Annotated in this window: 17 protein-coding genes and 1 pseudogene; 2 read left to right on the top strand and 16 right to left on the bottom strand. The window is 35.1% G+C overall.

From position 1 onward, the window contains the following. Positions 1 to 919 precede the first annotated feature (919 nt). Positions 920 to 1,108: a hypothetical protein gene (locus tag CAR_RS00325; protein WP_013709757.1), complete on the top strand. Its 189-nt coding sequence runs from the start codon at positions 920 to 922 to the stop codon at positions 1,106 to 1,108. 276 nt (positions 1,109 to 1,384) lie between these two features. On the opposite strand, the gene CAR_RS00320 is transcribed toward CAR_RS00325, so the two are convergent. The 8 genes from CAR_RS00320 to CAR_RS00285 all read right to left on the bottom strand — a co-directional run bounded on the left by CAR_RS00320 (position 1,385) and on the right by CAR_RS00285 (position 11,615). Beyond that, on the bottom strand, positions 1,385 to 3,058 hold the full coding sequence (locus CAR_RS00320) for a peptide ABC transporter substrate-binding protein (protein ID WP_013709756.1): 1,674 nt from the start codon (positions 3,056 to 3,058) through the stop codon (positions 1,385 to 1,387). 33 nt (positions 3,059 to 3,091) lie between these two features. Further along, positions 3,092 to 3,979 carry a C40 family peptidase gene (locus tag CAR_RS00315; RefSeq protein ID WP_013709755.1) on the bottom strand — a complete coding sequence of 296 codons (888 nt, stop codon included), beginning with the start codon at positions 3,977 to 3,979 and terminating at the stop codon, positions 3,092 to 3,094. A gap of 57 nt (positions 3,980 to 4,036) precedes the next feature. Beyond that, positions 4,037 to 4,828 (bottom strand): serine hydrolase, encoded by a 792-nt coding sequence (locus CAR_RS00310; RefSeq protein WP_013709754.1) that lies wholly within the window; start codon positions 4,826 to 4,828, stop codon positions 4,037 to 4,039. 248 nt (positions 4,829 to 5,076) lie between these two features. Then, entirely contained in the window at positions 5,077 to 6,324 is a 1,248-nt protein-coding gene (locus CAR_RS00305; RefSeq protein WP_013709753.1) for an MFS transporter, read from the bottom strand. Between the two features lie 424 nt (positions 6,325 to 6,748). Continuing rightward, the gene (locus CAR_RS00300; RefSeq protein WP_013709752.1) at positions 6,749 to 8,257 is read right to left on the bottom strand and encodes a DUF1846 domain-containing protein; all 1,509 of its coding nucleotides are present in this window, start codon (positions 8,255 to 8,257) and stop codon (positions 6,749 to 6,751) included. Between the two features lie 289 nt (positions 8,258 to 8,546). Continuing rightward, positions 8,547 to 9,641, bottom strand: a complete 1,095-nt coding sequence (locus tag CAR_RS00295) for a winged helix DNA-binding domain-containing protein (RefSeq protein WP_013709751.1) — start codon at positions 9,639 to 9,641, stop codon at positions 8,547 to 8,549. Between the two features lie 88 nt (positions 9,642 to 9,729). Then, positions 9,730 to 10,254: a DUF1456 family protein gene (locus CAR_RS00290; protein WP_013709750.1), complete on the bottom strand. Its 525-nt coding sequence runs from the start codon at positions 10,252 to 10,254 to the stop codon at positions 9,730 to 9,732. A 116-nt stretch (positions 10,255 to 10,370) separates the two neighbouring features. Continuing rightward, complete coding sequence (locus CAR_RS00285; RefSeq protein WP_013709749.1) at positions 10,371 to 11,615, bottom strand: MFS transporter; 1,245 nt, start codon at positions 11,613 to 11,615, stop codon at positions 10,371 to 10,373. Between the two features lie 364 nt (positions 11,616 to 11,979). Between CAR_RS00285 and uraA the strand changes: the two genes are divergently transcribed. Further along, positions 11,980 to 13,254: a uracil permease gene (gene uraA, locus CAR_RS00280; protein WP_013709748.1), complete on the top strand. Its 1,275-nt coding sequence runs from the start codon at positions 11,980 to 11,982 to the stop codon at positions 13,252 to 13,254. 70 nt (positions 13,255 to 13,324) lie between these two features. Here the strand turns inward: uraA and CAR_RS00275 are convergent, their stop codons facing one another. From CAR_RS00275 to CAR_RS13445, 8 genes and pseudogenes are all read right to left on the bottom strand, one after another. Next, positions 13,325 to 13,885 (bottom strand): NUDIX hydrolase, encoded by a 561-nt coding sequence (locus CAR_RS00275; protein ID WP_013709747.1) that lies wholly within the window; start codon positions 13,883 to 13,885, stop codon positions 13,325 to 13,327. Positions 13,886 to 14,035: 150 nt separating this feature from the next. Beyond that, positions 14,036 to 15,550: a BCCT family transporter gene (locus CAR_RS00270; RefSeq protein WP_013709746.1), complete on the bottom strand. Its 1,515-nt coding sequence runs from the start codon at positions 15,548 to 15,550 to the stop codon at positions 14,036 to 14,038. A gap of 568 nt (positions 15,551 to 16,118) precedes the next feature. Then, on the bottom strand, positions 16,119 to 16,985 hold the full coding sequence (locus CAR_RS00265; protein ID WP_013709745.1) for a DUF2877 domain-containing protein: 867 nt from the start codon (positions 16,983 to 16,985) through the stop codon (positions 16,119 to 16,121). Next, positions 16,985 to 19,993 (bottom strand): DUF1116 domain-containing protein, encoded by a 3,009-nt coding sequence (fdrA, locus tag CAR_RS12870; RefSeq protein WP_013709744.1) that lies wholly within the window; start codon positions 19,991 to 19,993, stop codon positions 16,985 to 16,987. Before fdrA ends, CAR_RS00265 begins: the two co-directional genes overlap by 1 nt. A gap of 97 nt (positions 19,994 to 20,090) precedes the next feature. Further along, entirely contained in the window at positions 20,091 to 21,314 is a 1,224-nt protein-coding gene (locus tag CAR_RS00255; protein WP_013709743.1) for an amidohydrolase family protein, read from the bottom strand. Between the two features lie 25 nt (positions 21,315 to 21,339). Then, entirely contained in the window at positions 21,340 to 22,701 is a 1,362-nt protein-coding gene (locus tag CAR_RS00250) for a hypothetical protein (protein WP_013709742.1), read from the bottom strand. 80 nt (positions 22,702 to 22,781) lie between these two features. Next, the gene (locus CAR_RS00245; protein ID WP_041556020.1) at positions 22,782 to 24,011 is read right to left on the bottom strand and encodes a dicarboxylate/amino acid:cation symporter; all 1,230 of its coding nucleotides are present in this window, start codon (positions 24,009 to 24,011) and stop codon (positions 22,782 to 22,784) included. 273 nt (positions 24,012 to 24,284) lie between these two features. Then, positions 24,285 to 24,446, bottom strand: a pseudogene (locus CAR_RS13445) (MFS transporter); the annotation flags it as partial. Positions 24,447 to 24,541: the final 95 nt, after the last annotated feature.

Genomic DNA, 24,541 nt, shown 5'->3' with positions numbered 1-24,541 from the left:
TTTAAAAGAACTCATTGGTTTACATAGTAGCAACTAGTGGTTGCTACTACTATTTTATAAAATAATATATTAGTATGTATTGAGAAAGTTACTATTTTAAAGTTATCAGAAAAATTATTTGTTTAACTATTTTAAAGAAACGAATACGTATTGAAAGAAAAGTAAGGTTCCTAAAAAAACAGCTACTTATTTTTCAGTATGTATCAATATCCATATATTTTCTCAAGACGGTAAGTAGATTTAAATATATTAGTTTTTATACGCACAAAATACTTATTATCTGGTTTAATTAGACCCCAAATTTTGTTGATAGATACTTCCTCTGATTCTTGAAGAATTGCTTCATAAACAAAGCTATCCTTCTCGTCAGTTTTAATATCGATCGCTAAACTGCCTAGATCAGCATATAAATGGTAATTATCATTCTCTATCTTTTTATCTGTTATTTCTACCCAACCATAATGAGTTGTATGAATAGGAATAACAAAAATGAAAATTGAGAGAATTAACGCTATGCTTAACACTATAAAATATATAATCTTTGTTTTTTTTCAGTTAACACACATACTTTATAAATAATTCACTATTTATAGGGTAACATTCTTAGGCTGTTTTTTGCTAGTAGTTATAATGAATATCCTATCACCAGTAACCGTATATGCATCAATAATAACCCTGTATTAGTAATGGTGGATAAAATAAAAGATTGTCTAGAAATGCAATTTCTAATTTAATCCAATCAACAAGACAGTATTAAAAATGCTATTATTTTCTTAAATATCACTATAAGTAGTAGCAACAGGAAACTTGTTAAAACAAGATTCTAGATACATATCTCCATATAATTTACTGTATATGTTATCCTTTGAGTATCAAAAAAATCTGAGCAATTACATTCTATATACAAGGTGGTGATTGAATGAATAAAATTTTAGCATTCTTAATTTTAGGGATGGGCTTAACTGGTGCCGTCCTAATCATCTCGGTTGCTCTATTATTCAACCCTCCAATAGGAAATGCATTAAAGATAGTTACTGCTGGTTCACTAACAGCTTTCTTTATATTCGCTATTTCCGCTCTAGTGCTTCGCCGACGATTAGATAAGTAAGAAAAAGAGTCGATTATTCTTACGTGCTGGGATAAAAATATTTTCGTGAAAATGGTAGTCCCACTTTAGTTAGTTTTAATAAATAGAGAGAAAAACACACTCGCACTAATGAACAAAATAGTTCATTAGTGCGAGTGTGTTTTTTCGAGAGACCTTTTTATCCCAGCCTCGAAAGAAACTAAAAGGAGGAACAGCTTATGTCGATCGTAATCTTAGTCAAGCTAGAAAAGTCTTTTTCCACTTATTGAAGGGCGGCTACTTTTTTATTATTTTTGCTTATTCTGCTTCTATCCAGGTCCATTTGTAACTGTCAGGACCGAAAACACGTTTATAATAATCTTTAACTTTTGGATTCAATAAGTAAGAATCAGCTGATTGGTATAACGGTGCCAAAGCTGCATCTTCACCTAAAGAAACCTTTTCAATCTCTACTAGTGTTTCCCAACGTGCTTCGTCATCATCAAACGTTGCCTTTGCTGTATCTACTAAAGCATCTACATCTGAGTTCGAATAATTCATACGATTGATGTCTGTATCAAAACGTTCTACATAATTGATTGGATCTGCAAAATCAGCGATCCATGAGTTGACAGCCATATCATAGTTTCCTTCACGTACTGTTTCTAATTTCATACTGAAAGGCATACTTCTCAATGTAACAGTCAATCCTGGTAAATTCTTTTGCAATTGGTCCTGTAGATATTCAGCCAAACGTTTTGAATCTTCTGTATCTGAGGTAATCAACTCTAATTCAATACTATTTGTTCCTAATTCAGATAAACCCTCATCCCAAGCTTCTGTAGCTTTTTCTAAGTCATAAGGCAATAAATTTTCAGCATCTTCACGGAAATCTGATTTTGTTGTTGGATTACTTGCTAAACCAGCTGGAACAAATCCATCGATAGACGCTGATCCATCTTGTAAGACGTTATCAACATACCCATCTTTATCAATTGCAGATGCAATCGCTAAACGAATATTTGCATTGCTTAATTCTGTTTCTTCCTCGTTATTTAAGTGGTTCATTTCAATATAGAATGTTGTCGCATTTAACGAGGAGTGAAAATTAGGGTCTTCACTATATTGAGACACAAAGCTTCCTGATAAAAAGGCTATATCTGTACTGCCATTTTCAAATAGGTTTAGCTCCGTTGTCACTTCCTTGATTACATCAACTGTTACCGTATCTAAAACAACTGAATCAGCATCCCAATAATCTTCATTTTTTTCAAATGTCCATCCAACACTACTTGCTTGATCCCATCCTTCTAATACAAAAGGTCCATTATAAACGAGAGTTTCGTTTGTATTACCATATTCATCCCCTTGTTCTTGAGCAAATGCTCTATTTTGAGGAAAGAAAAACGGCAAAGTCAATAATTGATCAAAATAAGAGGTGGGCTGCATCAATGTGATTTCTAACTCGGTATCGCTCAGCGCTTTAATCCCTAACTCAGTTGGGTCCATTTCGTCATTGATAATTTCAGTAGCATTTTGAATTAAGCCGTCAAACATATATGCATACCCACTAGCTGTTTCAGGTGCCACAACTTTTTGCCAGGCATAGACAAAATCATCCGCTGTTACAGGTTCTCCATTGGACCAAACAGCATCTTCTCGTAGCTTAAAAGTGTACGTTTTTCCATCTTCACTAATGCTAGGTTCTTCAGCTGCAACACCTAAGACAGGCTCTGCATCTGGTCCTAAAACATATAATCCTTCAAACACATTGTTCATAACAGTAAAGCTGGTTAAATCGGTTGCTAAAGCTGTATCCATAGAGGGAATCTCTGACGCTGCAGTTAAACGCAGTTCTTGAGTGTCTGCTAAGTTTTTGTCTCCATCAGCTGAATTGATATCCGTTGATGACCCATTTGTTTCTGTGCCTCCGCATGCTGTTAATAAAACGGCTAAACTAAGTATTCCCAAACCTTTTATTTGATAGTTCATTTATTTTCACCCTTTCCTCTTCTTTTTATAATTTTAAAAAAAACGTCTGACTGCACATAATTCTTTTTGATACTTAGTCCCTTCAAGCTTTGTTATGATCACTTTTGATCCGGGAGTTTGTGAATGGATCATTTGATCCTCTCCTAAATAAATACCTACATGATGAACTTCTCCTTTGCCTTCTTGATAAGCAAAAAACAACAGATCTCCAGGTATTGCTTCTTCATAGGAATGAACTTCTCCTTCAAAAACTTGTTCTTGAGCATCCCTGCTTACCCAAACATTAAACGTTCGAAACAAGGTATAGACAAATCCGGAGCAATCAAATCCAGCAGCACTTGTTCCCGCCCAAACATATCTCAAATCTAAAAATGATTTTGCGAGACCAATGAGTTGTTCAACAGCATTGATTGAAGAGTTTTCAACTAAATGAGCATCTTCTTTTGCTACAAATCCAATCCCATCTGGTGTAATAACTTTGTATTGACTAGGTGTTTCTTCCATTAAAGATAAAATAGTCCCTATAGAAACGAATTGAAAAATTTGTTTATCGTCGGTAAATAGAATTTCTGCTATAGGTTGATTGACAGCAATTTTTTCTAATTCTTCTGACCATTCCTGTGGCACAGGAACAAGGTCTTTATCCATCACCCAGCCAGGATATCCTTTAGGTTCGTTTTTAAAAGCTTGTTTTGGAACGTTTACCTTTGCATATTCTCCTACAATTTCAGAGACTTCAACAACATCCCCATAAAGCAATTCTGAATCTACCAAACGATCCTTATAAAGGCTTAAAACCTCCTCATCTGATAATGTATAAAACTGTTTTTTTGTCTGTTGTTTTTTAATTTTTTCCTGAATTGGATGATCATTTTTTTTTGACCATAAAAAAGTTGTAGCAACATTAACCATTTTTTTCATTTAATTGTTTACTCCTTACTGTCAATTTTCCGATGCTATCAGCAAGAAGAATGATGATTAGTCAGCATTCGTTAAAAATTTAAACGCTAATTTCCCTAATTCTTGCATCCATTCAATTGCCTTTGCTTCTTCTTTTACATTTTTATTTAAGGCCGCGATGTACACTACTCGATTATTGTACCGAAATAAAGCAACGTCATGACGGATCTCATTGTCTTCGCCAGTTTTATTTAACATCTCTAGAATAGGAATCTCTCTCTCATCTAAATATCCTGGAAGACCTGTTCGAAACTGCTGCAATAAAAATGGTTTTTCTATCTGGTTTTTCCATAATGGATGATTACTTCCAAGTTCCATGATCTCTTTTAAAAGTGACACAGCTCCTTGTGGTGTCACTTCATTGACTAAACCAGACTCATAATCCATCAAGTATCGTCTTAAAGCTACTCCTTCATTCCATGTTTTTTCTTTCATCCATACTTGCAAGTTCTCTAACCCTGCATAAGAAATTAGCTGATTTGTTGCTTCATTGTCTGAAACTGCAATCATTAACTGTAAGAGTTCTTCAATACTCCAGTCTTCAATAGATGTCAAAACGTGCATTACTCCAGATCCATTAGCACGCCCTTTTTTTGATACGTTTACTCTATCCATTAAATTGAGTTTGCCTTGAATTGCTTGTTCATAATAGTAGAGATAAATAGGAAGCTTAATAATGCTTGCTGAAGGAAATAACTCTTCTTTGTTTTTACTAAATAACAGTTGCATTCCATCATGGATGTAAATTCCACTTTCCATATAGGATGCAAAATCAGTTTCTAAGCCTTGTATTTCCTTATTCCAGTCCATCTTCACCCTCATTTCTTTTATATGCTAAAATAACCCACACCAAAAACTCATAGTTCTATTACTTAAAATTAATTATATAGAATTCCTTTGTTTACCACAACATAATTGTAACGCTTTCATGTCAGGTATGTTATCTGACTTTAATTTTGATACCCTAAAAAATGTAGAACATAAAAAAGTAGCCCTTACTCAAAATAAACGAGTACTGGCTACTTTTCTACTCATAATTAATTAATTATAAGTATTTTTTAACGAATTTGACTTCTTTTTTTAGTATGATTTGCAAGGAAGAACGATACCATACAAATGATCATCAATACAATACATACAGTAATGGTTAATTGGTAAGTTCCAGTTAAGTCATACATTAGACCTAAAATTGGATTCCCAATCGCTAAACCGATATTTGCTGCAACAGCTAGCATTCCCCAAATAGCGGTAAAGTCTTTTTTCCCAAATAAATCTAAGGTAATCAATTGATGTAAAACATTTGGCGTACCTGCACACATGTAATACATAAGTAATGCTACAAATAAAATGATTGGTGAACTTGTTGAAAAGAAAATAATGAAGGCCGTAGTAAATATAATTGCTAAGCCAATATACGTCGTTTTCGAACCAATTTTATCACTTATAGATCCCATTGCAATTTTAGATATGATCATAGCAATTGAAGCCATAGACATCATAGCACCAACTTGAACAATGTTAATTCCAGTTGAAACTAGGAATACTTGTAATTGTTGGGTAAATGTACTAACCATTACAAATGAGATAAAGGCAATTGCTGCAAAGTAGAAGATAGGTGAACGGATTGCTTCAGCAAATGTTAAGCCTTCAGGTACAGCTTCTTCTGATTCGTTGGTTACCATTGCTGCATTCGGTTCTTTAATGGCTGATTCTTCTTTACCATAAGCTACTGTTCCTAAATCTTCAGGTTTATCTCTAAGAAGTAAAGCTCCACCAATAACAGCTACCCCATATAAGGCTGCCATTACATAAAAACCTGTGCTATAACCATTATTTTCTACAACAGATGGAATAACAGCGTTTACAATAACGCCACTTAAACCCATCGTTGCTGCAATTATACCCATTATAGTTCCATGTTTTTTCACAAACCAATTATTTACCATTGTTACGGCTACCATACTTGTAGAAACCATTAACAATAAACCAATTAGAGATGATGCAAGATAGAATGACCATATAGATGTGCTATTTGCCATCCAAATAAATCCTAAAACCCCTGTAATTCCACCTATAAAAGCAGTATTTCTTAATCCTATTTTTGGAATCATGCTTTTGGATAAAACTGGGATACTAACAATACCAATTAGACTCAAGCAACTGCTTACAATACTAAACTGGGAAACAGTAAATCCTAATGCTGTTGTTACTGGAACTGTGAATACGCCCATCCCATTGATTGGGATGCCTAATCCTAGCATCAACAACATACCTGCAATAACCATTCTATAGTGTTCTTTTTTCATTTTACATTTCCTTCCATAATTAAAGTATGGGCTTTCATTTCAAACAAAATAATAATTTTTGCTTACTTATTCTCTTTATCATTTCATAAAAAACAAATCCTGTTTTTCTAGAACCTTCGTATCATATTACAAAAGTACGTTTCATAATATGATACTCAGCTGCATGGATTAGTATAATCAAATTTTTTACAGAGGTCAACCTCTTTTTTATAATTATTATTATTAACCGCTTTCATGATTTACCTGCTTCTTTTTACTTCTTTATTTTATAATGAATCTTTTATTTGTCCATTTAATGGAACTACTATTTTTAGAAGGACGAAAAAATAAGGCTGGGACAAAATCCCAACCTCTTCTCTATACTGTATACGAATGTTTATTCTAAAAGGCGCTCCAAAAAGCAGCCCCGAATCACTTTTTATAGTTAAATATAATACAAATTTTCTGATGGATAGAATGGATCACATGTGATATCCAATCCTAATTTACGAAGTGTTTGTTCATCATCTTTATTCAACATTACCGTTGAATGTGCTTGAACGTCTTGCAACTCAGCTAGTTTATTGTAAGCTAATTGAGCTGTTGGATTCGTTACTGCACTAATTGCAAGAGCAATCAAAACTTCATTGGCATTCAATGCCGTCATTTTACTATGAAGATCATTTACTTTTAATTTTTGAATAGTTTCTAAAATATTGGGAGATAACAAATGAATTTCATCTGAGATCTTAGCCAAAACTTTAATCGAATTTAAAATAGCTGTAGAGCATGAATCCATTAACTCAGTCGTTCTCCCTGTCACAATTTGACCGTCTGGTAATTCAAATGCGATAACTGCAGGCATATCTGTAACTTCTGAATGTTCTCTTATCTTTTCAGCATATTTACGGGCAGGTGCCACAGGAACTCTATCTTCTTTTTTCAATTCGACTTCTTCCATAATCAATTTCATATGATTAAGAATTTCTTCATCGATTAAACCTTTTTTAAAATCACATTCTGTTAAAAAACTTCTACGAATAATTTCTTGTTTTGAAGCATCTTTAACCACTTCATCATCAATGATACCAAATCCCACACGGTTAACACCCATGTCTGTTGGAGATTGGTATACCGATTCTTTACCAGTAATTTTTTCAATAATTCGTTTAATAACAGGAAACGTTTCAAGATCACGATTATAATTAACCGCCACTTGATTGTATTTTTCAAAATGGAAATTATCAATCATATTTACATCTTTCAAGTCTACAGTAGCTGCTTCATAAGCAATGTTAAGCGGATGTTTTAATGGAACATTCCAAACTGGAAATGTTTCAAATTTTGAATATCCGGCTGTATTGCCTTGGTGGCGTTCATGGTAAAGCTGATTTAAGCAAGTTGCTAATTTTCCACTTCCTGGACCAGGAGCGGTAACGACTACAATTGGTTTAGTTGTTGGAATATAGTCATTTTTTGCAAATCCTTCATCGCTTACGATATTGTCGATATCAGATGGATACCCTTCAATTGAAGCATGTGTGAAGACTTTGATGTCTCTTCTTTCTAGCTTATTAATGAAAAGTTTTGTAGAAGGTTGACCGTTATAGCGAGTAATAACTACACTGTTAACTTCTAATCCGTATCCTCTTAGTTCGTCTATTAATCTTAATACATCCATATCATAAGTAATCCCGTAATCGCCACGAATTTTATTGCGTTCGATATCTCCAGCATAAACACAGATAATGATTTCAGCTTGATCTTTTAGTTTTTGCAGCAACTTAATTTTTGCATCTTCATCAAATCCTGGCAATACACGTTTAGCATGTTTGTCACCAATCAGTTTGCCACCAAATTCAAGATATAATTTATCGTAGTCATTTACTCGTTCTAAGATATATTTTGATTGTTCTTCAATGTACTTCTGTGGATCAAATCCTATTTTTTTCATATGCTTTCCCCCTGTATTATTGCTGGATTTTAGCAGCTGCCTTTTTAAACAAAAAAAAGTTAGACGATTTTTGTCGTACTAACGGTTTTTATTTTCTAACTACTATTAAGAATAAATAAGTTCAATTACATCTTGCTCGAAACTAATGTCCTATTTTTACATCCTTTTCAATTATAGTGCTTTATTATTTATAATCAATGTATTTTCTCTATGAATTTAGTAATCGTATTAAAAAAGCAGTCTGAACTTCTGCTTTTGAGTACAGAAATTCAGACTGGCATTTTTCGTATTATAGAATGGTTTCAATCGTAAGCTCACCTAATGACTTTTCAAAAAAATAACAATACTGTTCAGCTGCTATTTTTAGACGCTCATTTGAGATAGAAACAGTTGGTACCAATCGAATAGTCAAATTAATGACTGCGGCTTTATGTTTTGGTTTCCAACTACCCGCAACCTGGCCACTTTCGATTAGAGGAAAAAAAATACCATTTTTTTGTGGATCAATTTTTGCATATGCTTCTGCAGAAATGACATCTATACGGTCTTTATATCCTATCAAGTATTCATCAAGGCTTGGTAAAAAGGTTAGATTCAATCCGTCACCCTTACTGGCTGTTAGTGTGTTTACGGATGACCAATATTCTTTTTTATTGCGTGTTTCTTTAAAAACTTCTTTATGAGCTAATTGCATACCTTTTTTAGCCGTTGAGATTGTCAGCCCTGACCACCAAGCAAAATCGTGAACGGTAGCTGGTCCATGACTCGTTATATAACGAATCGTTAATTTTTTCAAGGCTTCCTCTTGAGTAAGAGGTGTGCTTTTTGGCATCCAATCTTCAATTAATAGAAACGTTTGCTGTTTACCTTTCATTGGCCCGATAAAAACCATGCCACTTTGAGCTGCATACCATAAAATATGATACAGACCTTGTTGCCCTGTAGGGATACCTGCATTTTCAAGCACTATTCGTATTTCAGGTCTTGTTAATTGTTGGTGCTTCTTCAAAGCCAGGTAAAGAATTTCTGTAGCTTGATTTAACTGTTTTACAGTTAAACCTGTGCTCTTTTCTACATGATTTAAGTACTTCTTTATCATACGTTCAGACGAAAGTTCAAGCATCCATCGAACATCTTGCAAAGAAACAAAATGAATGGTATGACGCATTATCCATGTTCGAACAATTTTTTTCTCAAAAATAGATTGCTCCACTTCTGATTTAGTGCTTCCTGGTGTCCGCAGTCCAATAGCCCAAAGAGCTAGGTTGTAATCTTGTGCTTGAATAGCACCCATCCATTCTACAGTTTCTGCAGCCGATTGACAGTGCTCTCCTTCAATTCTCTGAGCATGCAAACGTTGGTAAGAAATATCTGTTACATCCATATCATCACACTCCTTGATTCAAACAAATCATGAGTCGGGATTTTGTATTTGTTTCATGCAGTTAGAGTAGGCACTTTCAATCAACTGACTATTCGCGCCAAGCTATAGCTAGACCTTTTAAAAAGTTTCGGGCGTATCGATCGCCACATTCTTTGTAGTTTCGGTGCCCTTCTTTTCTAAAGACCGCACTTAATTCACTTTTTGATATTTGAACTCCCGCATTGCCTAAAATACCTAACATATCTTCGCTTGAAAGGGAAAGAGCTATTTTAATTTTTTTAAGCAACATATTGTTTACATTTTTATCATTTATCACCATTGGAGCTGGTTTTTCTGGTTCGTTTAAAGTTGGCTCTTGTCTACCTCTTTTAAAAATAATTAAGCCATTTAAAAAAGATTCCAACGTTTGATTAGAGCAGTTTTTCACGTACTCATTTTCTTGGAATTCATTTTCTTTTGTATTATCAGAATTTTGTTTTTTTGATTTATCCAACAGTTTCTTTACATCTTCTTTTGCTATTTCTAAACCGCCTAATTTAAAAATTTCTACCATCTCTGTATCTTTGATATCTAAAGCATATCTTAATCTTACTAATCGATCATTATTGTTCATCTTATTAACCCTCCACAAGCTTTTTCAAATTATTATCTTTCATTAGTATAAAGCTTTATTGCCCGTATTGCATCCTTTGTCAGAAGATAAGATTTTTTCTAATGTTCAATTGAAATCTAATCATGCTCTTCTTTTGGTATGCCGGCTTTCAAAAGCTGTTCATCTTTAAACATAAATAACGTCAGGATAAACAACAGTACACCAGAGATCACTAGAAGCCATTCAATTCGGAAAAGATCTGCAAGTGGCCCAAACACTAACATTCCCAATGGCATCATTGCTGTAGCTATCATGGTTTGCACACCAAATACTCTTCCTAAATAATCCTCTGGTACCTTTTCTTGTAATATCACGATTGTTGGTGCATTTAACAGTGGCATAACGATACCAAAGACAGCCATAAGAAGTGAATATATCAAAAAATTAGGAATCACTCCTAAAAGAACCGTGCATACACCCATCACTAAGATAGAAAAAGTGATCGAGTGCATTCGATTCTTAAAACCTCCCCAAAAGGCTATCAAAAAGCCTCCTAGTATCATCCCTATTGAAAAAGCTACCTCAATTGTAGTCAACCTCCATACGTCTTCCCCAAAGGTTCGTGTCACTTGCAATGGTGTTAAAAAAGAAACTGGAGCAGCTAATAAATAAGCCAGTGAGAAGTAACGAAATAATTTTTTCAAATATACTTGATTGTCAATATAAGAAAACCCTAATTTAAGGTCTGTAAAATAAGAATTCACTTGAATTTGTTCCGCTTTTTTATGTGTAGGAATATCTAAGAAAAAAAGCAACATGACTATAGCCAGTATTGCAGTAAGAACATCGATTGAAAAAATAACTTCCATTGAAGCGAAATTTAATAATGCTCCACTCGCCATTGGTGAAATCAACATTGTACCTGCCTGGATGCTTCCATTAATACCATTTACTTTAGTGAGTTCCTCTTCTGGTACAATTTGAGGCAATACTGCGCTAACCGCTGGAGTCTGTATTCCCGCGCCTAAAGCTCGAATAGCTGAAGCAAACAGTAAAACTCCTACAGAACCATAACCGCTTAGAAAAAGAAAAATCAAGAGTAAGGTTGAGAGGGCAATCACTGCATCAGAAAGGATGATGAGCTTTTTTCGATTATAGCGGTCCGCCCATACACCTGCAAATGGAGACAGGAAGAAAGTCGGCAAAAAACCAAAAATAACTGCCAGCATCATGACTACGCCGGATTGTTCTTTCAATGTAAGGTACCAAGTAATGGCATATTGGACTAATAAAGAGCCAAACAATGAAATCGTCTGACTGATTAGAAATAGAGCAGTTGTTCGTTGCCAATGTTCCTTTAGTCTTTTCCCCTGCTGATTCACACTATTCCCCCCAATAGGTGTAACGCTCTGCTACCTTTGTCTGTTTACTAATAGTATACACGAGTCCTTCTTAAATCAGTTACAACAATAGTTAAGTAATTTAAACTTTTCAATAAAACACTCTTCCGCTGTACCTTACTAACTGGTTTACTCAGAACTCTCATTCTTCTAACTAAATAATCAATAGCTTATTGTAATTCCTATTCTTTACTGCTAGAATAAGTCAAAGCAAAGTCCTTTTAAATTAATCCAGAGAGATTAAAAAGGGTAACAAGTCAATTTATGATACGATACCTGAGGTCCTTTTGCGAATACACCATTCAGAAAGGGCATTTTTTGTGCCCAAAAATAGGAGGAATCGTATATGTCAAGCAAGAAAATTATTCAAGTAAATGAAAAGGTCCCTGTAAAATTACTCATTCCGTTAAGTTTGCAACATACATTTGCTATGTTTGGAGCTTCGGTATTAGTGCCCATCATCTTTGGTATTGACCCTAGTATTGTCTTGTTAATGAACGGAATTTCTACGTTATTATTTATTCTGATCACCAAAGGAAAAGCTCCTGCTTATCTTGGTTCAAGTTTTGCCTTCATTGGACCTGCAAGCATTATTATTGCGAATCAAGGATTTGCTTATGCTCAAGGAGGATTCGTTGTCTTAGGGATTATTGGTTGCCTTTTAGCCTTATTCATCCGACGTGTAGGTACAGCATGGATCAACATCGTTCTTCCACCAGCAGCAATGGGCGCAGTCGTTGCTTTAATTGGTTTGGAACTAGCTGGAAACACCGTTCAAGGCGGTTCAATCGGTGCAAACTTGATGACCGATACTGCCTCATCGCAAGACTTCATTGTCTTTTTCATTACTTTAGGTGTAGCGATTTTAGGTTCGGTATTATTTAAAGGATTTTTATCCACTATCCCAATTTTAATCTCAATCGTTGTCGGTTATATCTCTGCTGCCGCTTTCGGAATGGTCGACTTTACACCTTTAATGGAAACATCATTGTTTACCTTGCCCCATTTTCAATGGGCAAAATTCGATGTGAATGCCATACTAACGATGTTGCCGGTTCTTCTTGTCTTAACTTCTGAACACATCGGACATCAGGTCGTCACTTCAAATGTTGTCGGCCATGATCTGATAAAAGATCCTGGATTACATCGCTCTTTATTCGCCGACAATTTGGGCACTGCTTTATCTGGTCTAATTGGTGGGGTTCCAACAACAACTTATGGAGAAAATATTGGCGTCATGGCGATCACACGTGTTTACAGTGTTCGGGTAATTGCTGGGGCAGCTATTTTCTCAATCTGCATGGCTTTCATTGGACCTTTAGCAGCATTTATCTCGACGATCCCAGGAAATGTCATTGGTGGAGTAACCTTCTTGCTTTACGGAATGATTGGAACAAGTGGATTGCGCTTATTAGTGGAATCGAAAGTGGATTATAGCAAATCAAAAAATTTGATTTTAACTTCTATCGTTCTTGTTGCTGGTTTAAGCGGATTAACGGTTAATTTTGCGGGAATCGAATTAAAAGGGATGATTCTTGCAAGTGTAGTCGGAATTATTCTAAGCGTAGCTTTTTATTTATTTGAAAAAGCCGGCATAATGAATGAATCAGACGAAGACTAAATACAACTAAAAAAGCTGAGTAACATTTCTCTCTATTATTAATAAATAGAAGAAATCGTAACTCAGTTTTTTATTTATAGTTTTTTAATTTATCATTCAATTTTTCGTAAATGATTTTCATCTCTGGTTCAGTACAGGCTTCAACAGCTTCCTCTAGTTTCATCCATTTTATTGCACTATTTTCATCCTCATTTACCACTGTTTGTTCGTTTTCATTTGCTTCAATCAAATAGGTTACATTTAAGTGCAGATGTGTTGCGATAGGGGCCCCTTTTTTCATGTGGCTCGGAACACCTAGAATTTCTAACGAATAGATCGTATTTGATAAAGGGCTAATATTCATCAAACCGGTTTCTTCTGTTGTCTCTTTCAAAGCCACTTCTAATAAATTTGCATTGCCATCTGCATGTCCACCGACCCAAGACCATGATTGATAGATATTATGATACGCCATTAAGACTTTTGTGTGCTTAGGATTAACGATCCAAGCTGAAGCTGTAAAATGTGCAAATTCATTTTCACGTGTTAGCATGTTTTCAAACATACTCATGTATTTTAGGATTACTTCTTGTTCTTTAGCTTCTTGAATATTATAAGGTACATAATGGCTGATTTGTTCTTTTAAATTCATTTAATATTCCCCTTTGGAATTTTATACAGAGTATCATTAACAAGCTAAAAAATAGAAACATCCTCTATAATTAAGTTACTACACCAAATCAAAAGAATGTTTCTCAATCTAACTGTAAAAAATAATAGTCTTCTTTTTGATGTGAAATTTTCAATGTTTTTCTGCGCTTAGTGACTTAAAAAAATTGATACCCATTAGAATTATAACGAATAAAAATGGAAATGAACCAAGTACAGCAACAGCCTGCAAAGATTCTAGTCCACCTGCATAAAGTAGGATTGCAGCTATACTTGACATAATGATTCCCCAGATAAATTTAACGCGTGCATGCGGAGTTAGGTTACCATTTGTACTGAACATGGCCAATACATAAGTAGCAGAGTCGGCAGAAGTAATAAAAAAAGTTGAAATTAGTAAAATTGCAATTCCAGTTATTACTTTTCCAATACCTCCATAACTCTCTAGCAGCGCAAACAGTCCTATTTCTGTTCCTTTTTCTGTAATAGTTTGTATTAGGTTGTTGTTATTGAACAATGCTTGCCAAATCCCACTCCCGCCAAATACAGAAAACCAGAGAAACGTAAATGCTGTTGGAACGATGAGCACTCCTCCGACAAACTCCCGAATTGTTCTTCCTTTTGAAATTCGAGCAATAAAAGAAGATACATAAGGTGCCCATGAAATCCACCATGACCAGTAAAAGATTGTCCATTCATCGATCCATTCCCTATTTTCTGAACTGAAGGCTCCCAAGCGGAAACTCAGTTCAGGAAGTTTTTGAAAATAGTTACCAACACTTTGCACGAATAAATCTAAAAGATAAGCTGTAGGTCCAATAAAGAGAACTGCAAGCATCAAGAAAATTGCTAATGAAATATTCATATTACTTAAAATTTTCACCCCTTTATCTAAACCTGTAGTAGCGCTAATTAAGTAAAGAACTGTTACAATTATTATAACAACCAACTGAGTAATAAATGTATTCGGTATCCAGCTGATTGAAAAACTAAGTCCTCCTGTAATTTGCTGAGCTCCTAAGCCTAACGAAGTTGCCACTCCAAATACGGTTGCAATAATAGCGATCGTATCCACAATTGTGCTGACAGTTCCTCTATACTTTTTTGCAAACAAAGGTGTAACACTCTCGCTAATGACAGCAGGTTTGTCTTTTCTGAAAGTTGTATATGCAATGATTAGTCCAATGAATGCATATAAAGCCCAAGGCTGCAAGCCCCAATGAAAAAAGGTATACGTCATAGCTTCTCTAGCATTTTCTAACATATCAGAAGAAGGAATTGCTGGATCATATAAATGCATGACAGGTTCTGCTACTCCCCAGAATATCAATCCAATTCCCATTCCCGCACTAAACAGCATCGCTACCCAAGAAAAATAACTAAATTCCGGTTCATCATCCTTGCGACCAAGCTTGATATCTCCATATTTAGAAAACAGCAAATATACAACGGCTACCAAAATCACTACCATTAACAGAACATACAGCCATCCAAACTGTTTCGAAATAACGTTTTGCAATACCCCTGCAACACGTTTCATAGAGTACTGCCCAAGTAAGCTGCTAGGTATTGCTCCCCATATCGTAAAGAGTACACAAATAATGACAGATGATATATAAGCTGTATAACTCTTTTTTCCTTGATTCATATTCTTTTCCCCTCTCGTATAATCCTATCCTTATTATACGGAGATAAAGATGATAACCCAAATTAATTAGCTCTATATTTTTTTGATATTGAGAAATACAGAGCAATGAGCTCTTCTCTTTTATAGCATGCCTTGTAGTCCTATAAGTTAACTAATTTGAACCCATATATCAACAAACAAAGACTTTAGTTTTAACTATATCTCAGTAATAAGTGTTACAACCATTGGCTAAAGCTTTGCAGCATTAGCTATCGCTATGAACACTAGAAGGCAGTATTGAAAGTAAGTAAATATGTAGCAGTATAAACAGTGTGATTTCTGTTTTATTGTCTGCTTATTAAATGTTAACATGTGAAGCACATTTTTGGTTCGGTCATTGGGGTTCTCCTTTAGGAAAAACATGATAAACAAAAAACAGCAAAAATTTGACTATCTTAGTTTCTTAATAATCAGCTACTATTTAGTACAATATATATCTGAAATAAACACAGTCAAATTCTGAATGTGTTTATTTCGATTTTGTTTAACTATATCTTTTATTTTTCGATACTATTTATCCTCTTAAACTTCAACACCTTCTATCCTCCCATTCTTTTTGGATGTATCGTAACCCTAAAGCAAATCCATATAATGTGTCCGTTCCAGATGTGTGCCCAAATTGTTTCAACTTTTGAAGTTCATTACTTATTTTTTTTCGATCCTGTTCATAAAATAATTGAGCTAAATGTAAAAAATTCTCATTTATACTGCTATGAAGTAATGCATTAAAATAGGCTTCGCTAATGGCTGTCGTTTTTATTTCTTGTAAAGCACCTGATAACCTTAACTGCCAGCTATTTGCTTTTTGAAAAAGTAACCTAGCAAATGTATATCCGATTAAAATGTCATCCCCACTTGGAGTCAATCCAATCCCTCTACCAATCAGTAAACGAATGATTTTTTCATCTGTCAATTTTTTATCTTTCATATGAGGTTCAGACAATGATTGAAGACCTTCTTTTATAGTCTCATTTAACGGTAGACCTGTCTCTATAGATAAGGAAAAAAATGCTTCTTCTAGCAAGTGATACACTAAATTTCCTTTTAAGTCTTGGGCAGAGAGTCCTATTTTGGGTATAGTAAGGTCTATTACCTCAAATTGGTTCAACGCAATTTTAATAACCTCATCTTGTGTATATAAAAGTAGTTGCCCTTGTTTAAACCTTACTATATCTCCTGGTTGACTTAAAGCACGTATTCGTTGAAAATCTTTTGGTTCGATTAAACAACCAAACGGCGATAATACCATTCCTGTTTGTCCAATATGTACTAAACCAACAGGAAATTTTATGTTAAGGCTATTGCCAAAAATTGTATGCACTTTACCCAATTGTAGAGGCTCTTGTAATAAGAAAGACAAAAAGTTACTCTTTGTCTCTCTTTGATTGCGTATCATTATGCTTCCTCTATCTTAATTCCTAAAGATTCTGCGTAAGCTTCCAAAGCCTTCTCAAAACATGCCAGTGGAGCGCGTACGGTGCCAGCTCCGACTTGTCCAAGGCCAGCTTTTTTGTGTGCAATACCAGTATTGATAATTGGTGTAATTCCCGTTTCAACAACTTTTAGAATATCGATTCCTAGACATGCACCCTGAAAGTCCCATGTTGGAATGCTGTAATTAGGATTATGAGCTACACAAATTTCGCTCATTTCATTACTTACTTTTAAAGCATCTTCAAATCCTCCTGCTCCAACAAAACGCGTAACTCCTGGTGCCGCAATCATTGCCATACCACCAACTCCAATAGTTTCCGTAATAGCACTATCTCCAATATCTGGATTTCCATCTTCTTCACTAAATCCTGTGAAATAAAGACCTTTAGGTGTATTTACAGGAGCTGTAAACCATTGATCTCCTAATGAACTGATACGGATCCCAAAATCTTTACCATTACGTGTCATTGTTGTAACAATGGAACCTTCTTTTTCTTGTCGAGCACCATCAACAATTGCTTTCCCAGTTGCCATCATAATATTCAAGAAAAACTGATCCGTATTTGCTAAAAATTGAATAACTTCTAATTTTGTATCATTGTGAACATCATCCAATGACAAAATAGTTGGAGACATTTCTTTTAAAAATAATAAACTAGCGGCTATATTTCGTTGGTGGAACTCGTCTCCCATTGTAATTGCTTTAGCAATCAAGACATTCACGTTCAATCCACCATCTAATTTGCGTAACGCTTTTCCTAAGACAGGACCAAGTGTATGTTGTATCCATGTTAGGCGGTCAACCACCTCTTGCGAGTAAGCACCAAAACGTAATACTTTTCCAATGCCTTCATTTAAAATACAGTACGCTGTGTTCCCACCCAATCGATTTTCAACAACTAAGACTGGCATACTCATTGAAGTAATTCCACCCATTGGTCCTACTGCATTGACGTGATGGCATGGAATAAAGGTAAACTCGCCCTGTTTAAGCATTGTACTCGCTTCTTCTTCAGTTTCTGCCCATCCTTCGTATAGGATAGCTCCTATACAAGATCCTTGCATCGGTCCTGTCATTTCGTCATAAGAGATAGGCGGTCCAGCATGTAATAACACTTTTTCTTTCAGTTCTGGAATAACAGTATGAGCTGGTACCACATCTACTAGAAATGGCTGTGCATCTCTAAATCGACCGATAACACGTTCATTTTGTTCATTTAAATCATCAAGTTGGCTTAATTTTTTCAATATTTTAATCATTTTACGATTTCCGCCTGCCACTGGTTTCCAATTGTATTGAACAGCTTCTCCACCATGTTCCCGTACAACTTCGCTGAAGCTTTCTACACCGATGTTAATTACTGATGGTTTGCTATTTAGCAAAGTTGTGATTGCTTCGCTTGCTTTTGGTAATACCTGTTTTTCGTCAGTGTAAGGTTGAATTACCTTAGCTTCATCGGTTATATCTTTGCCCATCAAATGCAAAGCTAGACGAACAGCTTTTGCATTACTCTCTTCAACCAATACGCCCGCCTCTTCTAATGTACGTTTTGTTTGATCATAATCTTGTGGATCTTGTTTGGTTCCACAAACTGTTCCAATAAAATACAGTTCACGGTTTTCAGCTTTAGCTTTTTCAAGAGCTTCTTTGATCACTGGTTCTAAGGCTTTCGCCATATCAGGATGTGAGCCATAGCCAAGAACCACATCTAATAAGATGATGCCGGTACTTTTATCAGCCGCATATTCAAGAATCTTATTTTTGCGAACTTCTGGATCAATCATGGGATGAGGTTTTCCTTGTGTATAGATATCGTCTCCTAAATCCATAACTTCAAAACCTTTGGCTTTTAAAACATAGCCTTCTTCTTTGATTAGACCTCCTAATTCCAGTGCTTCAGATATCAACATTGCAGCTTCTGAAGCCAATGTTCCTCCAGAATAAAGCCCTTTAACTGTTTTAGAAGTATCAACCTTTTCGTTTCCTTCATATCTTGGTTTTTCTCTGTACTGGCCTTTAACTTCTTTTCCATTAGCCAAATCAACTGCCATATAAGCAGCTTCTTCCAATGTATGGGCTAAATAGACATCTCCTTCGTGGTGGTCAGGATTCTCACCTACAAAAATAGCAACTACCGGCTTAGGCAAATCGTGCAACAATTGAACCACTTCATCACGTACAGCTGGTGCAGGAGGTTTAGAAATCACCACAATGACATCTGTAGGTTCGTGTTCAGCTAGTCCAATCAAAGCGTCTTTCATTGTAATCGCCCCAACTTCTTCTGAAAGGTCACGCCCACCAGTACCGATTGCATGAATTACGCCCCCGCCTAGACGATCAATGATAGTTGTTACTTCTTGAATTCCAGTTCCAGAAGCACCTACAATACCAATATTTCCTGATTTCACAACATTCGTAAAGGCCATAGGTATATTAGAAATGATCCCTGTCCCACAGTCAGGACCCATTACCAATAATCCTTTTTCATGCGCTTTTTTCTTTAAACGAACTTCATCTGCTTTTGATACATTGTCACTAAATACAAACACATGCAGATTATTGTCCAGAGCCTTTTCAATTTCATCAGAGGCGTAAATACCAGGTACAGAAATAAGCGCAATATTCGCATCGGTTTGCACTTCCAGTGCTTCTTTCCAGTTACGCACATCCTTTACTTGACTGCTCTCTTTTTTTACTGATAAATCACTCAAAAAACTTTCTACTTCTTCCATAACTGTTGCAAGAACTTCTTCATTTTCAGAATCAACTGCTACAACCATGTCACTAGGCTGCGCTTTTTGAACTTCTTCATTATAAAGTCCTGCTTCTTTCAATATGTCTTTATTAGCATCTGTTCCCATCATAACTTGAGTTTTTTCAACTCCATCTATTGTACTAACGGCATTTGTTAATAACATTAAGTTGATAGAGTCTTGGTAACTGTTTTCTTTTATTTTTGTATAAATCATTTTTATTTTACCTCCATTCTTTATTTAGCTATTTATTATTACGTCAAATTCAAATAATAACGTATTCCTCTATGATGAAACATAAATCCCTCTAATTTTAACGATACACAACTGTTTCTTTATGATTTTCAACAGTAACTTTTCCATTTTTTATAACATAAAGTCTTTCAGGAATATCAATAATCGCATTCTCTTTGATGAGCGTATCTAATAAAACTACATCTGCGTTATTTCCTACCTTGATCCCATAATTTTTTAACCCTATTGCTTTTGCAGGATTATCCGTAATCATAGGCAACACCGTGTGTAAATCATCTGCTCCACCTAAATGAGCCACAGGGATAGCTAACATTGCTGTTTGCAAAATATCTCCATTTCCATATGGGGTGAAGGCATTCCGAATATTATTGGTTGCTATACACATATTAACTCCTGCATCCCTTAATTTACGTATAGGTGTTACAGCTCGTCTCACATTATAAGTGTCATTACGTGCTCCTAAGTGTAAATCAGTTGCTGGTAAAGCCATTACGCTGATTTGAGCTTCGACTATTAATTGAATAATGGGATCAAGTTTTTCTTTTGGTAATGCATGAAGTGCCGTCAAATGTCCTACAGCTACTCTTCCTTGATACCCTTCTTCAATCGTTTTACGACATAAATATTCAATCGAAATATTGTCTGCCTCATCACTAAAATCTTGATGCAAATCAATAGGCTTATTGTACTTTTTAGCAATTTCAAAAATTAAATCGATGTGTTCATTTGCCGGTGCATCATTGTAAGGAATACCGCCTACGACATCTGCTCCCATTTCCATGGCCTCATACATCATCTTATCCGTTCCAGGTGCTTTAAAAATTCCTTCTTGCGGAAAAGCAACCACTTGTATATCAACTAAATGCTTGTATTCTTCTTTTAATTTCAAAATAGTTTCAAATCCAGTAAATCCTTGTGCTGGATCAAATTCAGAATGTGTTCGTATAGCCGTTACGCCTCTTGGAATGATCATTTCTAAAGCTTGTTTTGCACGTTCATAAATATCTTCTTTTGAAAATGTTGGTTTCAAATCAGCTGTTACTTTAATGGCTTCTTGTAAGGTACCTGATTTGTTGGGTTTACGGTTTGCAATCAAAGCTTTATCTAAATGAATATGGCTTTCTACAAATCCGGGTACTAATACTCGTCCTTGCGCTTCAATAACTTGTTTGGCTTGTTCAGAAATCTCTTTCTCAATTGCTACAATCTTTCCACCTTTGATACCAACATCTTTTAATTCTTCTCCATCATTCAATCGAACTTGTTTTAATAAAATATCCATTCTTTTACACCCTCTCTTATAAAGTTTAAGCAAATACTAATGATATAATTAGCAATAAGATAGAAGCCATGCTAATCCATTTCACATTTCCTTTTACGACATCTAAAATAGGAACTTGGAATCCGGATGATAAAGCTTGCATAGTAATATTTACAAAACTCATTTGGCTTCCCATACCTACTCCCATCGTAACTAGACCTAAAGCTAAAGGCGAGAATCCCAATGAAATGCCTACTGGAAGCACTAACGCCAAAACTGAACCTACATAAGCTCCCGCTGGAATTCCAATCAAAATACCTGTTAAAACAGCTACAGGAACAACTAGAAAAGTTGGCGCTAAGTTAGCAACTCCCACAATCACTCCAAAAGTACCTGTTTCAGCAATAATGTTGATAAATCCTAGAAAAATCCCTACTTGGAATAGTCGTGTTAAGATGTAACTAGAGCCATCTACCATAGCCGCTACCGTTTCATTTAATTTGAACTTCGTACAAACAAAGATCAAACCTAACGTAACGAACATATAAACGATTGGTGTGAATATAGCTACACCAACTAAGTTATTGACTAAAGGTCCAAAAATAACAGCAAACAATAAGAAAATAGCTGGTAACGTATATTTAAACAGTTCTCCATTGCTCATATTTGTATATTCATTGGATGCATCTTCTTTAAAACCAATATGCCTTCTCTTTGTTCCAAAGAACGCTAATAACACTGCCAAGACAACAAATAAGATCCAGTATGGACGCATGGTGGCTACGTATTCAGCAACTTCAAAACCACCTAGTTCAGAGGTAATACTTGATTCAAGTGAAGCAGGTGATGTTGTAAAGGAAACAGCTGCTGCTAAAGACATCCCTGCAATTAATTCAGGAACAACCCCTACAGCTGCAAATGCTAAAGGAGCAATAACCATAGCACTTCCTCCACCAATACCAGACATATAGGTAGCAGCTGCTAATAGTATGACAATAAAACCAGAAACATATTCTACTTTTCCTTTAGTGACTCTGCTGGCTAATGTAAGTGCAGCTGTATAACCGCCTGACTTAAACACAGCCATTGCAATAGCTGAATTGATAATAGGAACGGTAATGCTTAACATTGTAGGAATAGCTTCTAACACTTTGGTATTGGCTTCGGCTAACCCAATACCACCAAGTATCATTGCAATAACTCCACCAACTAATCCTGCGATGATCATATCCACTTTTAAAAATAGCAATGTTAAAACAACTATTAAAGGAATCAAGGTCATGATCGCCATCCAACCAGATGGAACATTAGTGGTTTCGATGCCTGCAGCATAAACAATGGTAGGGATAGAGAAAGAAAAAATACCAAGCAATAAGAACCATAAATTTTTTATCATTTTGTTTTTCATGTGTGCTCCCCTTTTCTGTACTACTATTATTTTTTAATTCTTTACATTATTTGGCTAATTTTTTTATAAATCATCCATACCTAGCGATTAAAGATGTCATAATCCAATTCATTTTCACTTTTTGCAATAATTAATGCCGTTGTCGTATCTGAATCTACATTCAAAATTGTTCTTAGCATTCCGACAAACCAATCTACTCCCGCAAATAAGGCGATGCTTTCAATAGGCAGTCCCATACTTGGAATTACAATGGATAATGAAACAAGACCTGCACCAGGAACAACCGCATTTGCTAAGGAAGCCATTGTAGAAAGGATAACTATATAAACATAGTCATTCATTCCATATGTCACTCCATAAATTTGTGCTATTGTTACAATCGTAATCGCCATATGCATAGACGAACCATTACTATTAAGCGACATACCTAAAGGTAGAACCAATTTGGCTATACGATCACTAATACCTAATTTTTCTTTTGAGTCATGCAATGCTGTAGGCAATGTAATCGCTGATGAAGTTGTTGTTAATGCCATTAAGGACATTTGAAACATGTTTTTTGTTAACTGTATAATGGAAACTTTAAGGTAGAGTGAAGTAGCAATAAACCAGATTAATAAATAGAGTATAGTAGCAAAACCATACACAATAAGATATTTGCCCATAGGGAGAATAACACTGAGTCCCATTTTGCTAATAGTAGAAGCGATAATTGCGAATATACCAATTGGTGCTATTTTCATAATCAATCCAATCATTTTTAAGATAATAGCATTAATTTGTTTTATCCATTCTAGTATAGTGTTTTCTTTTTGTTCTACTCTTACAAAACTTAAAGCGATACCAAAAATTAATGAAAAGACAATCACTTGAACTATTGATCCTTCTGTCATTGAACTAAAAATATTTGTGGGGAAAAAACCTAAAATTAATTCTGGTATTGATCCTGTTGCTGTTGTTTCAATAGCTTCTCCTGAAACATTAAGTAAAGTTATATCTACTCTTGATCCGGGGCTAAATACAACTCCAGCTGTTACTCCAATAACTGCTGCCATTAAAGATGAGAAAATGAATAAACTAAATGTCTTTACCCCAATTTTCCCTAAACCTCTAGGATTTAAATTTCCAACAGCTTCAATAATTTGTCCCATAATCAATACCACGATTGACATTTGGATTAACCGTAAGAATATTTTACCCAACACATCTAAAAACCCTAGGTATTGTCCGAATAGAGCTCCACAGACAATTCCCAATATAGTCATAACCATAATTTGAATGGTTAAATTTGACGTTCGTAACTTATTCATTTTTCTCCCTTCTTTCTTAAGTTTCTTTCACACTATCTTTTATAAACTAAACAGTTTCTGTGATTATTTTCATTATAGTTTAATTCTTTACTCATCAGTTAATCATAAGTTACATCTATAACATTTTTTTCTTCAATCCTTTTCAAACATGGCTATCTCACTATTATTAACTACGGTTGGAAAGTTACAGTTTTAGCAACTTCTGTAATATAAAATAAGAGCATCCACCTAAATTCCTATTCAAGTGAATGGCTCTTTTTTTGGTGTATTAACTTATGAGAAAGCTTCCACCTCATTTTCCTTAGTAAAGCTAAAGATGATCATTCCTACGAGTAATAACCCTGCAGATAAATAGAAACCAATTTGCATAGATCCAACAGTGTCAGTTATCCATCCTGTGACATAAGGAGCCAAAATAGAACTCAACATACCTATACTGTGGGTTGGTATCGTTTAGGTATTATTTCTTTATTTGTTTGTTCCATCTGCTCTCCTCCTCCATTAATTTCCTATACTTACAGTATAACTAC

Source organism: Carnobacterium sp. 17-4 (assembly GCF_000195575.1).
GTDB lineage: Bacteria > Bacillota > Bacilli > Lactobacillales > Carnobacteriaceae > Carnobacterium_B.
The sequence above is the reverse complement of the archived record's forward strand: the minus strand, read 5'-3'. Positions and strand labels throughout refer to the sequence as shown.